Raw genomic sequence first — 14,467 nt, 5'->3', positions numbered from 1 at the left:
GTCCGGCATGTGCACCGGCAGCCCCTGTTCCGCACGCAGGCGTTGCAGGGCGCCGATCATTGCGGCGGTGCCGGCCAGGCGAGCACCGGCTTCGTCTGCACGGAATTCGCGTTTACGCGAGAACCACATGACGATGGCGCTGGCCAGAATGCCCAGAACCAGTTCGGCGAAGATGGTTGCCACGTAGTAGGCGATGCCCTGGCCTTCTTCGTTCTTGAAGATCACCTTGTCGACAAAGTTGCCGATGATCCGTGCGAAGAACATCACGAAGGTGTTCACCACGCCCTGGACCAATGCCAGGGTGACCATGTCGCCATTGGCTACGTGGCCGATTTCGTGGGCCAGAACGGCCTTCACTTCATCTGGCGAGAAACGCTCGAGCAGCCCTTGGCTGACCGCGACCAACGCGTCGTTCTTGTTCCAGCCGGTGGCAAAGGCGTTCGCCTCGTAGGCCGGGAAAATACCGACTTCGGGCATCTTGATCCCGGCTTCCCGGGACAATTGCTCGACGGTTTGCAGCAGCCATTGCTCGTGACGTGTGCGCGGCTGGCTGATGATTTGGGTGCTGGTGCTCATCTTCGCCATCCACTTGGAGATGAACAGCGAGAACAGCGAACCGGCGAAACCAAAGACCGCACAGAAAATCAGCAGCTGATTGAGGTTGAGATCAACCCCGTTGGCCGCCATGAACCCGTTGAAGCCGAAAAGGCTCAGGGTGATGCTGGCAATCAGCACGACCGCCAGGTTAGTGGCCAAAAACAGCAGGATGCGCATCATGGTTGTAGAAATCTCCTCATGCTAAAGATGTAGCGTACTGCGGGGTATATAAGGTGCTGACCCGGGCTATTCAACCGGGTGACTATTTCAAACTGTGTCCTACGGCAACAGTCTAGCTGCTTGAAGGGCATTTCCGACGTCGATGCGGGAAGCGTTTGTAAGCCAATTAACGTCGTAAGCCCCGCCGTTGTTAGACGCGAGCACTCAACGAGTCATCAGTCAGCGATTGAAGAAGCGATGTTCGGCAGGGCGCAAAAAAATGTTGCTGAATCAATCACCGTGCGACTTGCGCAAGCGTCGCACGGTGACAGGCAGGTTACTGGCGATAGGACTTGAGGAAGTTGCCGATACGTCCGATGGCCATGTCCAGGTCGTCCACGCGCGGCAGGGTCACCACACGGAAGTGGTCCGGCCATGGCCAGTTGAAGGCGGTGCCTTGCACCACCAGCAGCTTCTCCGACAGCAGCAGGTCGAGCACGAATTTCTCGTCGTTATGGATCGGGCAGACTTTCGGGTCGATCCGTGGGAACGCATACAGCGCGCCCATTGGCTTGACGCAGCTCACGCCGGGAATGTCGTTGAGCAGTTCCCAGGTACGATTGCGCTGTTCCAACAGTCGTCCGTTGGGCAATACCAGATCATTGATGCTCTGATAGCCACCGAGCGCGGTCTGGATCGCATGCTGGCTCGGCACGTTGGCACACAGGCGCATGTTGGCCAGCATGTCGATGCCTTCGATGTAGCTCTGGGCGTGGTGTTTAGGGCCTGAAATGGCGATCCAGCCGGAACGGAAACCCGCGACGCGATAAGACTTGGACAGACCGTTGAACGTCAGGCACAGCAGGTCTGGCGCCAGGGAAGCCGTGCAGATGTGCACGGCATCGTCGTACAGAATCTTGTCGTAGATTTCGTCGGAAAAAACCACCAGGTTGTGCTGACGAGCCAGTTCCAGCATGCCCAGCAGGACTTCTTTCGAATACACCGCGCCGGTCGGGTTGTTCGGGTTGATGATCACCAGTGCTTTGGTGTTCGGAGTGATCTTGGCCTTGATGTCGGCCAGATCCGGCCACCAGTTGGCCTGCTCGTCGCACAGATAATGCACCGGGTTGCCGCCCGACAGGCTCACCGCGGCGGTCCACAGCGGGTAGTCCGGGGCCGGCACCAGCACTTCGTCGCCGTTGTTGAGCAGGGCCTGCATCGACATCACGATCAGCTCGGAAACGCCGTTGCCCAAATAGATGTCTTCAATGCCGACGCCTTCTACCTGCTTTTGCTGGTAGTACTGCATCACGGCCTTGCGGGCGCTGAACAGGCCCTTGGAGTCGCTGTAACCCTGGGCGGTCGGCAGGTTGCGGATGACGTCCTGAAGGATTTCATCCGGCGCTTCGAAACCAAAAGGCGCCGGGTTGCCGATGTTCAGCTTGAGGATGCGATGGCCTTCCTCTTCCAGGCGTTTGGCGTGCTTGAGCACTGGGCCGCGAATGTCGTAGCAGACGTTGGCGAGCTTGTTCGATTTGCTGACCTGCATGGCGATGTGTTCCTGAAAATGAACGATCCAGGCGGCGTATGAACGACCGTGCTGGGAATCCTGCGTATTCACACAGGCCTGGCGCCTTGAGAGGCAGCACCCATAAATCCGTTTGAATGCGCGTGGTCTGGCTGCCAGACTGGCGTTTGACGAGGCGCAATCATACGTGCCGCCCGATCCGTGGAAAAGGTACAGATCGGGCTTTTTCAACTGCTGAGGTGTGATGATGGAAAAGTTGGAAAAAACCCTGGAAGAATGGCGGGCGATGCTCGATCCGGAGCAGTACAACGTTTGCCGCCTCAAAGGCACCGAACGGCCGTTCTCCGGCAAATACAACGACAGCAAGGTCGACGGCATTTACCACTGCATCTGCTGCAACGAGCCGCTGTTTGATTCCAAGACCAAATTCGACTCCGGCTGCGGCTGGCCGAGCTTTTATGCACCGATCGGTGACAGCGCCATGGTCGAGATCCGTGACGTCAGCCACGGCATGATCCGCACCGAAGTGGTCTGCGCCAAATGCGATGCTCACCTGGGGCACGTGTTTCCGGACGGCCCGCCGCCGACCGGCCTGCGTTATTGCATCAACTCGGTGTGCCTGGACCTGGTACCCCGCGGGTAATAAGCCAATGGGCGATCCGATGATCGCCCTTCGGATATTTAAATTGCACGCAATTCAATTGCTCGCTATGTTTGTCTCATCTTCCCTCATTTAGAGTCCGAACCATGAGCGACAACCTGCTGAGCATCCCTTGCACCACAATCAAGGGTGAGCAAAAGACCCTGGCGGATTTCGCCGGCAAGGCCGTGTTGGTGGTCAATACCGCGAGCAAATGCGGCTTCACCCCGCAGTACAAAGGCCTTGAAGAGTTGTGGCAGACCTACAAGGATCAAGGTCTGGTGGTGCTGGGTTTTCCGTGTAACCAGTTCGGCAAGCAAGAGCCAGGCAACGAAGGGGCGATTTCCGAGTTCTGCGAGTTGAACTTCGGCGTCAGTTTTCCGCTGTTCAAAAAGATTGAAGTCAATGGCGCCGGTGCCCATCCGCTGTTCGTTCAACTTAAAAAGCGTGCGCCGGGTGTGCTGGGTTCCCAAGGCATCAAGTGGAACTTCACCAAGTTTCTGATCGGCAAGGATGGCCAGCTGGTCAAGCGCTTCGCCCCCGCGACCAAGCCGCAGGACCTGACCCGCGAGATCGAAGCCCTGCTCAAATGAACACCTTGTCAGTCGATTCCCTGAAGCTTGACAGTCAACTGTGCTTCAAGCTGTACGCCGCTTCCCGGGCGGTGATCCGCGCCTACAAGCCGATGCTCGATCAGCTAGGCCTGACCTACCCGCAATACCTGGCGATGCTGGTGTTGTGGGAATGGCAGGAGGCGGCCCCTGAGCAACCGACGGTCAAGGCATTGGGCGAACGCCTGGCACTGGATTCCGGCACGCTGACGCCGTTGCTCAAGCGTCTTGAGCAACTGCAACTGGTTCAGCGTCAGCGCTCGGCGCGGGACGAGCGTGAAGTGCATTTGAGCCTGTCGCCAACCGGCAAGGCTTTGCGCGATCAGGTCGGGCCGCTCAAAGCCCGTCTGTTATGCGACAGCGGTGTGGATCTGGATCGCCTGAATGATCTGCGCGATGGCCTTGATCACCTTTTGGGGCAAATCAAAGCACTGTCGTAGTAGGGACCCACAAGTCCAGCAGGGCAGCCAACTCTTCCCGGCGGAAGGGTTTTGCCAGGTAATCGCTCATGCCTGCCGCACGACAGCGTTCGCGCTCTTCGGACATGGCGTTGGCGGTCAGGGCGACGATGGGCAGCTGTGGCCAGCGTCCGCTGCGACGGATTTGCCGACTGGCCTCGTAGCCGTCCATCACCGGCATGTTGCAGTCCATCAGCACCAGATCGAATTCGCTCTGCTCCAGCTGATCCAGCGCCTCGCCACCGTGACCGGCGACAATCACCTCGCAACCGAGTTTTCCGAGCATCCCCTTGGCCACCAGTTGGTTGACCGGATTGTCCTCCACCAGCAGCACGCGTCCGCGTCGTTGTGGGGAGAGGGCGTCGAGCCGGGCACCGTTGATCGTGTTGAGTTCCGGCTGCAGGGTTCGCCGCAGTGTCTGGTACAGCGCGTTGCGCGCCAGAGGCCGCGCCTGTTGTTGCAAAGGGGCGAGGGCGATGGCTTCTTCGCTGGGCATGAAACTGCCGTAAGCGCTGACCAGCAGAATGGGGGCTGTACACGAGGGGCGCAGGCCAAACAGGCATTCGGGGCAATCGGTAATCAGCACATCCGGGTTCAGGCCCAGCAATGAGTCATCGATGGAACGCTGCTCATAGTCGAGCCCCCAGCCGGGCAACACACTGTTCAACAGTTCTGCCAGACCGCTGCTGGCGGCGGTGATTGCGATGACCTTGCCCTGTAAAGAGGCCGGGGGAAGGGCGCGGGTGTGGCTGGGCAGCGGCAGATCCGCACAGAACTGGCTGCCAAAGCCTGCTTCCGAGCTGATGGTGAGGCGCCCTTGCATGGCTTCGCAGAGGTTGTAGGTCAGTGCCAGGCCCAACCCGGTCCCGCCGAATTGCCGAGTAATGCCGGCACCCGCTTGCGTGAAGGGCTGGAAGATCTTGACCTGGGCGTCCTGGGCGATACCGATGCCGGTGTCGCAGACTTTGATTCTGACGCCGTCCTCGAACGTCGACAGGCGCACATCGACGCGACCGAAGCGGGTGAACTTGAGGGCGTTGGACAAGAGGTTGCTGACGATCTGTCGGACCCGGGTCGGATCCCCGAGCACCAGGGCCGGAAAGTGCGGGTCGATCAGGCAGCTCAGCTCGACACTCGGCGCGGCGTTTTGCGACAGCAGGTTGGCGGTGTCTTCGATCAGCGAGCCGAGGTCGAACGGAATATGTTCGAGCTCCAGTTGGCCGGCATCGAACTTCGACAAATCGAGAATATCGTTGAGCAGTTCCACCAGTACTTTGCCCGAGTCATGGGCGATGGACAGCTGTTGCTGTTGCTCGGCGTTGAGCGGGCCGTCCAGGGAAAGCGCGATCATCCCCAGCAGACCGTTGAGCGGCGTGCGGATCTCGTGGCTCATGTTGGCCAGGAACACCGAGCGCGCTTCGGCCATGTCCAGGGCGGTGCTGCGGGCGACTTCCAGTTCCTCATTGGATTGGCTGAGCCGGGAGTTGATCGCCTTGAGTTCCGCGGTGCGGGCCGAGACGATGTTCTCCAGTTGCCCGAGGTAGTCAGTCAGGCGGTTTTCGGCGTTGCGTCGCTGCTGGATTTCGGTGGCGATGTTTTCGAATTGTTGATTGGCAACCTTGACCAGTACACCGATTTCATCGTTTTCATGGTCCGTCGGACACTCCAGCGACGTCGACTCCGCGCTGCGCGGATCGCGACTGCTGAGTTCACGGATGACCCGCACCAACGGCTTGGTCAGCATCACATAGAACAGCGCCAGCAGGATGCCGGTCAGCAGCAGGCTGCGAGCGAAGCCATTGAGCAGGGTTACCTCGGCCCGACGCAGGAACCGGTTGCCGAATGAATAGGTGTCGACGTCCAGGCTCAGGGTGCCGAGGGATTCGGTCGGCAAGTGATCCAGGTAGAGACGGTCTTCGAACTGCCGGTTGGCGCCGAACAGGAAGTCGCTGATCACCCGATAACCGCTTTGCACGCCCGGGCGTTTGACGCTGGCGAGCACGGTACTGGTGTTGTCGGTCAACTGCGCGCCGATGATCGCCGGCGAGCGCAACAGGCCCAGGGTCAGTTCCTGAGCGAGTTCGGCGTCGATGTTGTAGGCAATGCGGGACGCGGGGTTGTGGCTGATTTCCAGCAAAGACAGGATTTCTCGGTTGATGGAGGCGTCTTCACTGGCATAATCGATGCCTATTTGCAGCAGACTGAGCAGCGTGCCCAGAATGAAACCGACCAGCACAGTAAGCCTGGCTTGCTTGTAGGACAGCCGGTTGGTGAACTTGATATCCATGGGGTGTTGAACCACTTCCGTTTCCCTTCGCTGCTCAAGCATAGTCGATCATGCATGGATACCGATGTTCTCGCGAGCCCTTGTGCAAAGGGGTGAACCGAACACCGAACGCTGTGTTTCGTCGCTGTATCGCCATCATTACTGTGAACGTGCCCGAGGAGAAGACGTGGATTCCCGATTAAATGCTTTTCTTGAACGCGCCGATGCCGTTTTGGCTCGTATCGAACCGTTGCTGCCCACCCCTCGGCAAGTTATCGACTGGAATCATTGCCTTGCCGCGCGCTGGCAACGCGAGGGGCGCAGCGGATTTCTGTTGCCGCTGGAAGTCAGCCTCGACATGCGTTTGTCCGACCTGATCGGTGTCGACCGGCAACTGGAGCAACTGGGGCGAAATACCCAGCAGTTCCTCGATGGCATGCCGGCCAACCACGCATTGCTCTGGGGCGCGCGCGGCACCGGTAAATCGTCGCTGGTGCGCGCCTTGCTGGCCGAACACGCCAAGGCCGGTCTGCGGCTGATCGAGATCGAACGCGATCACCTGGCGGACCTGCCGCGAGTGGTCGAACAGATCGCCAAGCTGCCCCAGCGTTTCGTGCTGTTCTGCGATGACCTGTCGTTCGAGTCGGGCGAAGGCGATTACCGGGTGCTCAAGAGCGTGCTCGACGGCTCTCTCGAACAGGCGCCGGATAACGTTTTGCTGTACGCCACGTCCAACCGTCGCCATCTGGTCCCGGAAAAGGAAAGCGATAACGAAAACTGGAAAAGGGTCGATGGCGAACTCCATCCCAGCGAAGCGGTGGAGGACAAGATTGCGCTGTCAGACCGTTTCGGATTGTGGCTGTCGTTCTATCCGTTTACCCAGGAGCACTTCCTCAACGTCGTCGAACACTGGATCGGTCAACTGGCCGACAAGGCGGGCCTCAAGTGGCAGCGAGACGAAGAACTGGACATCCTCGCGGTGCGCTGGGCTACGGGCCGGGGCAATCGCAACGGACGTTGCGCGTATCAATTTGCCCGCTATTGGGTCGGGCTGAAGCTGTTGGAGCACAAGGCATGATCGATTTACAAAAGAGCGGCCAGGGCCTCGAAGGCTACGGCATGCTGTGGGCGCAATTGGAGTCATTGCTGGCGGACGAGCGGGATTTCATTGCCAACGCCGCGCAATTTTCTGCGTTCCTGTTCAACCTGCTCGATGACCTGAACTGGGCCGGGTTCTACCTCAATCGCAACGAAGAACTGGTGCTTGGCCCGTTTCAGGGACAAATCGCCTGCGTGCGGATTCCGTTCGGCCGGGGGGTGTGCGGAGCGGCGGCGGCCACCTTGCAGACCCAGTTGGTCGAGGACGTGCACGCGTTCCCCGGACACATCGCTTGCGACAGCGCGTCGAACAGCGAGCTGGTCGTGCCACTGGTCAAAGACGGTCGCCTGATCGGCGTGCTGGACCTCGATAGCCCGAAACTGGCGCGTTTTACCGCTGAAGATCAGGCCGGTATCGAGCAATTGGCGGCGATCTTCCTGCGCCTGACCGACTGCTGATCATGCCCTCAAGCCTGCCTTGACCAGCAGGCTTGCCGGATCAACCGCATCAATCTGTTGGGGATCGAGGAATCGATCGGCGTACTGCAAGTAGATTTGCGCGTTGATGAACAGCCCGAACAACTCAGGATCGATGTGGGCATCCCGGCACATGGTTGCCATGATGCCTAGCGCTTCGCTCAAGGACTTGGCTTTCTTGTAGGGGCGATCGGCGGCGGTCAGTGCTTCGAAAATATCGGCAATCGCCATCATCCGCGCCGGCAGGCTCATTTCTTCGCGCTTCAACTGTTTGGGATACCCGGTGCCGTCCATTTTCTCGTGGTGGCCGCCGGCGATCTCCGCGACGTTGGTGAGGTGGCCGGGGAAGGGCAGGTGGCTGAGCATCAGAATCGTCTGCACCATGTGGTGATTGATGATGTAACGCTCCTCGCGGGTCAGGGTGCCTCGGGCAACGCTCAGGTTGTAGAGCTCGCCCCGGTTGTACTTGTAGGGCGGTACATCGAGCTTGAACCCCCACGGATTATCCTCCGGAATCAGTTCGGCCTCGGGCCGTTTGAACAGGTGCTCGGGTTTGTCCGCCAGCAATGGCTCGCTGACCGGCAGTGTCGGAGCCGGGGTCCGCGCCTGACGCCGGTTCTCTTCCCAGGAAACGCCCAGCCGGTCATCCAGGGTTCGGGTCCAGGTGCGTTGGGCGATGCTGCGCAGGCGTTGCAGGTCGGACTCGGCCATCGCCTCGCCACCCAGGTTGCATCGGGCAATGAACGCGAAGTCATCGTCCAGCCCCGCCAGCGTGGCGTTGCGCAGTTCGGCCAGGTGCTGCTCGTTACCGCCCAGGGCCATGGCTTGCCAATAGCTGATCCAGGCATCGCGCTTGAGCACTTCGAAGCGGGTGCGGATTTCGTGAATACGGTCGTTAAGGGTTTCCAGCTTCGTGGCTTTATCGACCACATATTCCGGAGTGGTGACCTTGCCGCAGTCGTGCAGCCAGGCGGCGATGTGCAGCGCTTCCCATTCATCTTCGGTGGGTTGATAGCCACTGAAGGCCGGGTCCTGGCTGGCAGCGGCAGCTTGAGCGAGCATCAGGGTCAGCGCCGGCACTCGCTGGCAGTGACCGCCGGTATAGGGGCTTTTGGCGTCAATCGCCCCCGCCAGCAGTTGAATGAAGGAATCCAGCAGTTGTTTTTGTTTGGCTTGCAGACGCTGGCTTTCAATACTCACGGCGGCCGCGCCGGACACGGCCTGGAGGAACGCGATGCGGTCCGGACGAAGTTTTTCCAGATCGCTCTGGTTGCCCGTATCGGCCAACAGCAGGATCAGCAGGCCCACGGTTTCGTTATGACGATTGTGCAGCCGAATGCCGATCAGGTGAACGCGGGGACACTCCAGCGCAAGCAACACCTTCTGCAAATCCCCGGCCTGTTCAAAACCAAGCGTGGTGACGACGTTGTCGGCATTCGACAGCTGTTGTAGCCATGCAGGGCTTTGCGGAGCCTGGAGTTCGTGTCCTTGAAGATCAAACGACGGCAACGTCTGTGAGATGCCGTTGATGACCAGACCATGGGGCTCCATGCGATCGCCGTCACTTTCGCGCAGGTAGATCAGACCGGCCTGGGCCTGGCCGATTTTGACGGTTTCAAACAATACCCGTTCGAGCAAGGGTGCGAAGCGAGTCTCGGCGCTCAGGCTGTCGGTGATCTGGAAAAAACTCGCCAGGGTGTCTTTCATACGTGTCATCGACGCGCTCAGTTGGTCGACTTCGAGCACGGGAGAGCGACGTGAGGCCGGAAAGTTGAAGTCGAAACTGCGAACCGCATCGGCCTCCTTTACCAGCGCGCGCAGGGGTTTGACCAGAATTCGCGAGGTCAGCCAGCCCAGCGGCAGGCACAGCAACAGCGTGGCCAGGGTAATCAGCGCGCCTTGCCAGCGCATGCGGTAGGCATCGACGAGTAACTCATCTTCCGGCACCAGCAGCGCCAGTTGCAGCCCCTGGGGGCCGCCCTCTTGCATGCGGCTGCGGGCAACGATCCATTGACGACCGGCGACATCCAGGCGATTACCTGCGGGGGGATTGTTGAGCAATGCGCCGAGGATGGGGCTCAGGTCGGCGGCTTTGATCAGGCGGGCAGTCTGATCGTCGATGATCAGTTTGCTGCTGTCGGGATACGCGATGGCATTCCCTTGAGCATCGAACAGCACGATTTCGGTACTGGGGGTCACGACATGTTTGGCCAAGGTTGCGGAGAGTTCCACCAGTGTCAGATCGGCACCCATGACAGCCTGTTCGCCACCGCGCCAGGCCAGGGTAGTGCCGACATTGTGGGTGGAGAAAAAAATGTAGGGTTCGGTGGTGATCTGATCGCTGTCGCTGCGGGCGTTGGCATACCAGGCACGGATTCGCGGATCGTAGGTTTCGTCGGGGTTGTCCTGGCGGCTGATGAGGGCCAGATCTTGATCGAAAAACAATGATTGGGAGCGGACCTGACCGCTGTTGCCTGTTCGTTCAATGCTCCACACCTGATAAGCCGCAGTGTCCGGTGCCTTGAGGAGCGTTTTCAGCTCGGGGGTTCGCAAGGGCCGAACCATGAAGAAATCACCATTGCCATAGCCCAGATACAACGAGGCCAGGTCGGGGTTGTCCTTGAGCGACTGGCTGAAGGGTTTGAGTAGTGTCAGGCGTTGCTCCAGGTCAGGTGCCTGGGTCGCCGGGTATTCCGCCAGCAGGGTCAGCAGATGGCGAATCGGCTCATAGGTGGCGTGCAGGTCGAGACGGACGTCCTGCTCGATGCGGTTGAAGAGCTTTTCACTGCTGGAAAGAATGATCTGCGTGGTTTGCCGGTAGTTGAAAAGGCCCAGCACCACGCCAGTCAGCAACAGCAGGAACGTGAACATCACGCTGATATGGACGTGCAGGGGAAACCGCCGTTGATCCGGGCGCAGTGGGCTGGGCATTGCAGGTCTCTCCATGATGGTTAACGCACTGCTCAGCGTCCAAGCATAGTTAAGGCTCTGTCATTCTGCTTTTGTCGTGTTTGCCGATCTGTTGCTGCAACGCTTGCTCCAGTTCGAGCATGGCGCGCTCTATAGCCTTGCTGCATTCGGCCACTTCGTCGTGATGGAACACTTCATGGCAGGCCTTTTCCAGCGCCTCGCAGCTGTCGATTACCCGGGAGGCCTGGACGATTCGGGCGGCGCCCTTGATTTTGTGGGCGACGTCGAGAAATGACTGAGGCTCTATGGAGGGGGACAGCGCCAGCAATTCCTGTCGGTCCAGACGGTTGCTGTTCAACAGTTCGGTCAACAATCGCTGGTCCAATACCGGATCTCCACCGGTCAAAAGACGCAGTCCTTGCAGACTGAACGCCGGATCGCGGACGCTCGGCCTGATGCCTTCAACCCACTGACTCAAGGCTGTCAGGGTAAGGGGCTTGAACAGGCAATCGTCCATCCCGGCTTGTTTGCAGCGTTGTATTTCTTCCGGTTGTGCGTTGGCGGTAAAACCCAGTACGGTACAAGGCGGGCGGTACGTTTGTTGTTCATGCCGGCGAATGGCGCCAGCCAGTTCGTATCCGTTCATGATCGGCATGTTGCAATCGACAATCACCAGATCGAACGGCTCGGCTTCCCATGCCTGAAATCCCGCCTGGCCATCCGGCGCGACGCTGAATCGGTGGCCCAGAAACTCCAGTTGCTGGCACATGAGCAAGCGATTGGCGGGGTGATCGTCGACCACCAAAACATTCAAGGGGGGCGTCGTGGTGTGGATTTGCGCTTCAACAGTCTCTGGCTTCTGCTCGAGCGGCAGTGTTGCCAGATGCAACGACACCTCGACTTGAGTACCGACACCCGGCTGGCTGCTCAATTGCAGGCTGCCGTCCATCATTTCGCACAGGCTGCGGCTGATCACCAGCCCAAGCCCCGCACTGCCTCTGGCTAACTGCCCCGAGTGATCGGCCTGAGCGAAAGGTTCGAACAACCGCCGCTGATCCTGTTCACTGATCCCTATGCCGCTGTCGTGAACCTGCAACAGCATCCGGACCCGCTCAGGCTCGGCGGTCGGCTTCAGATCGACGATGATCCTGACTTGGCCGCGCTCCGTAAACTTGATGGCGTTGCTCACCAGGTTGGACAGCACCTGTTTGAAGCGCATCGGGTCCAACAGGACATCAAACCCCGGATTGGCAGGGCGAAATTCCAGCAGCAGCCGGAGACTTTTCTGGCGCGCCAGTCCATCGAAGACCCGCACCACCGAGGCCACGATTTCACTTGGATTGACCCGTTCAGGGCTCAGGCTCAGCCGTCCGGATTCAATCCGTGCAATGTCGAGAATGTCTCCGATCAGCTCCAGCAGGTCCTTCGCCGAGTTGTACGCCACATCGATGGCCGGGCGATCCGGGTGCTTATGATCGATGCGTTTCAGCGTGAGTTCGAGCATGCCGATGACCGCATTCATCGGGGTGCGGATCTCATGGCTCATGGTTGCCAGAAAAGTGGTTTTGGCTCGATTGGCTTCATCGGCACGCTCTTTGGCATAGCGCAGATCATCGAACAGTTGGCGCCGTTCGCTGATGTCGATCCAGCCGCCGATGATGCCTTGCACTTCACCGCTCGAATCACGGTAGGGAAGAACCCAGTGGTAAATCGTCAGTCTGCGGCCGCCGATGTGCAGTGCGCGATCGAGAATCAGCGGTATACCCTCGGCTACGACGCGCTGGTAATCGGCCTGATATTCCCGGGCTTCGAACGCATTGCTCATGTTGCCCTGCATGACGCTTTTACCGATCACGTCTTCACGTTTCGCGCAGAAGGCTTCCAGGTAACTGTCGTTGCAGCTTTGCAGCAGTCCCTGGCGATCGCGCACGTAGATGGGATGAGGCGTCCCGTTGACCAGTGATCGCATGAATTCGAGTTGATCGTTCAATGCACGCTCGGCTGCCTGACGCTGCTTTATCTGGCGACGCATGTAAGCGTTCCAGGCAACGGAAATCAGCAGCAGCACCCCGGCACCGATGACGATTTGGTAGAACAGTCGGTGATAGTTGCGCCAGGTACTTTGCGAGGACGCCGAATAGCCGCGCCAACGGCTGTTGATGATGCCCAGTTCTTCCGGCGCAATACTCAGCAGTGCCTTGTTGAGGATGGCGTTCAGTTCTTTGGCTTCCCGGCCTGTGGCCAGGGAGAACGCGGCCTGCCGGGTACCGATGGTCGTACTGATTTGAAGTGTTTGCTCGAAGAGTTGCGATGAGATGAAGTAGTTGGCAATCACCAGTGAGTTCACCGCACCTTCTGCCTTGCCCTCGGCCAGCAACTCCACGGCGCTGAACGTGTCCGGGGTTTCAATCAGCCTGATCCGCGGGAACTCGTTGCGCAGGTAATCCACCAGGGGATTGCCTTGGGCAATTGCCAGGCGTTTGTCCTGCAACTGCGCAAGGCTTGTCGGGCTGTCGGCGGCTTTGCGAGTCAACAGGACAAAGGAGTTTTGCAGATAGGGGCGGGTGAAGTTCAGCGTCATTTCACGTTGGGCGCTGGGGAGCATGGCGGCGATCAAGTCGGCCTTATTGTCCCTGATCTGCTCGATCATCTCGTCATCACTGCGGCTGCGACGGACGTCGAAGCGCAAACCGGTGCGCAATCTGATCAGCTCGAGCAAGTCCGCGGTAACCCCACGAAAGTTGCCATCACTGTCGAAAAATGTCAGCGGCGCAAAAGCCTCATTGACCACCACACGCACTACCGGGTGTTGCGCCAGCCAGCGCTCCTCGTTGTGGGTGAGCTGCAGTTTTTGATCGGTGAGCAGCATGTCACTGCCGGCACTCCAACGCTTGGCAATGTTGTCTCGTTCGCTGGTGGGGATGGCCATGAGCATTGCGTTGATGATCCCGAGCAGTTGCGGGTTGTCCTTGTGCACGGCAAAGCTGAAACCGTGTGCTTCGTGTTTGCCGAAGTTGGCCATGCGGATGTTGTTCAGATACCCCTTGTTGATCATGTAATGGGTGGAAATGGTGTCACCCAGAAAAACATCAGCCTGGTCGAAGGCAACGGCATTGATTGCATTCTGGTAGGACGGAAAGGACGTGATGATCGCCCCCGGATACATTGCCTTGACCTCCTCCAGTGGCAAATAGTGATACACCATGCTCAGCCGTAGACCGGCCAGGCCATCGGTCAAGGATCTGGTTTCACCTTCGCGTGTCACCAGAACCGGCTGGTCTACGGCGTAGGGGGTGGAAAGTACGATGTCAGCGTTGTGAGCTTCGAATCCATTGGCGGTACCCAGCAAATCGATCTCGCCGCTTTCGAGTGCCTCGATCGCGGCCTCCCGGGACGCAAAGCGCAGAACCTTGATTGGCAAACCGGTGGTTTTGCCAAGGATACCTGCGTAATCGGCGGTAAAACCTTCGTAGTCGTGACCACTGATGGTCAGGTCGAAAGGGGGGTAGTCCGGGGCTGAAGTGCCAAGGATCAGTTCCCGTTTATTCTCAATCCATTGTCGTTGTGATTTATCCAGTTGGACTTCCTGGTGTCCGGCCATCGAGCGACTCATCAGGGTGTAGTTCTCGCTGACGGTCTGCGCAACGGCCACTGAGGTGTTCAGGCATAAACCTGCGGCCATGAGTGACAGATAATCCTTTATACGACTGGGCATCCTGTCTC

General features: G+C 58.9%; 10 protein-coding genes. 5 read left to right on the top strand and 5 right to left on the bottom strand.

Annotated elements, in window-relative coordinates:
* Window positions 1–777, bottom strand: a 777-nt coding sequence (htpX, locus tag WLY71_RS18470; protein ID WP_347804682.1) for a protease HtpX, incomplete at its 3' end; no start/stop codon positions are given.
* Between the two features lie 316 nt (window positions 778–1,093).
* Window positions 1,094–2,305, bottom strand: a complete 1,212-nt coding sequence (locus WLY71_RS18465; RefSeq protein ID WP_046056560.1) for a pyridoxal phosphate-dependent aminotransferase — start codon at window positions 2,303–2,305, stop codon at window positions 1,094–1,096.
* Window positions 2,306–2,531: 226 nt separating this feature from the next.
* On the opposite strand from WLY71_RS18465, the gene msrB reads away from it, so the two are divergent.
* The 3 genes from msrB (at window position 2,532) to WLY71_RS18450 (ending at window position 3,975) form a co-directional block, all read left to right on the top strand.
* Window positions 2,532–2,927, top strand: coding sequence for a peptide-methionine (R)-S-oxide reductase MsrB (gene msrB / locus WLY71_RS18460; RefSeq protein WP_046049240.1), 396 nt, complete (start codon window positions 2,532–2,534; stop codon window positions 2,925–2,927).
* 104 nt (window positions 2,928–3,031) lie between these two features.
* Window positions 3,032–3,517, top strand: a complete 486-nt coding sequence (locus tag WLY71_RS18455) for a glutathione peroxidase (protein WP_008002671.1) — start codon at window positions 3,032–3,034, stop codon at window positions 3,515–3,517.
* Window positions 3,514–3,975, top strand: a complete 462-nt coding sequence (locus WLY71_RS18450; RefSeq protein WP_008145868.1) for a MarR family winged helix-turn-helix transcriptional regulator — start codon at window positions 3,514–3,516, stop codon at window positions 3,973–3,975. The genes WLY71_RS18455 and WLY71_RS18450 overlap by 4 nt, the downstream gene beginning before the upstream one ends.
* On the opposite strand, the gene WLY71_RS18445 is transcribed toward WLY71_RS18450, so the two are convergent.
* Complete coding sequence (locus WLY71_RS18445) at window positions 3,959–6,280, bottom strand: hybrid sensor histidine kinase/response regulator (protein ID WP_347804681.1); 2,322 nt, start codon at window positions 6,278–6,280, stop codon at window positions 3,959–3,961. The genes WLY71_RS18450 and WLY71_RS18445 overlap by 17 nt on opposite strands.
* Before the next feature lie 166 nt (window positions 6,281–6,446).
* Between WLY71_RS18445 and WLY71_RS18440 the strand changes: the two genes are divergently transcribed.
* Entirely contained in the window at window positions 6,447–7,337 is an 891-nt protein-coding gene (locus tag WLY71_RS18440) for an ATP-binding protein (protein WP_134419132.1), read from the top strand.
* On the top strand, window positions 7,334–7,816 hold the full coding sequence (locus tag WLY71_RS18435; protein ID WP_347804680.1) for a GAF domain-containing protein: 483 nt from the start codon (window positions 7,334–7,336) through the stop codon (window positions 7,814–7,816). The genes WLY71_RS18440 and WLY71_RS18435 overlap by 4 nt, the downstream gene beginning before the upstream one ends.
* On the opposite strand, the gene WLY71_RS18430 is transcribed toward WLY71_RS18435, so the two are convergent.
* The gene (locus WLY71_RS18430; protein ID WP_347804679.1) at window positions 7,817–10,765 is read right to left on the bottom strand and encodes an HD domain-containing phosphohydrolase; all 2,949 of its coding nucleotides are present in this window, start codon (window positions 10,763–10,765) and stop codon (window positions 7,817–7,819) included.
* Between the two features lie 49 nt (window positions 10,766–10,814).
* Entirely contained in the window at window positions 10,815–14,459 is a 3,645-nt protein-coding gene (locus WLY71_RS18425; protein ID WP_347804678.1) for a transporter substrate-binding domain-containing protein, read from the bottom strand.
* Window positions 14,460–14,467 lie beyond the last annotated feature (8 nt).

Origin of the sequence: Pseudomonas rossensis, from assembly GCF_039888995.1 — a bacterium.
Lineage (GTDB): Bacteria > Pseudomonadota > Gammaproteobacteria > Pseudomonadales > Pseudomonadaceae > Aquipseudomonas > Aquipseudomonas rossensis.
Note: the sequence above shows the minus strand (reverse complement) of the source record. Positions and strands in the feature narration are given on the sequence as shown.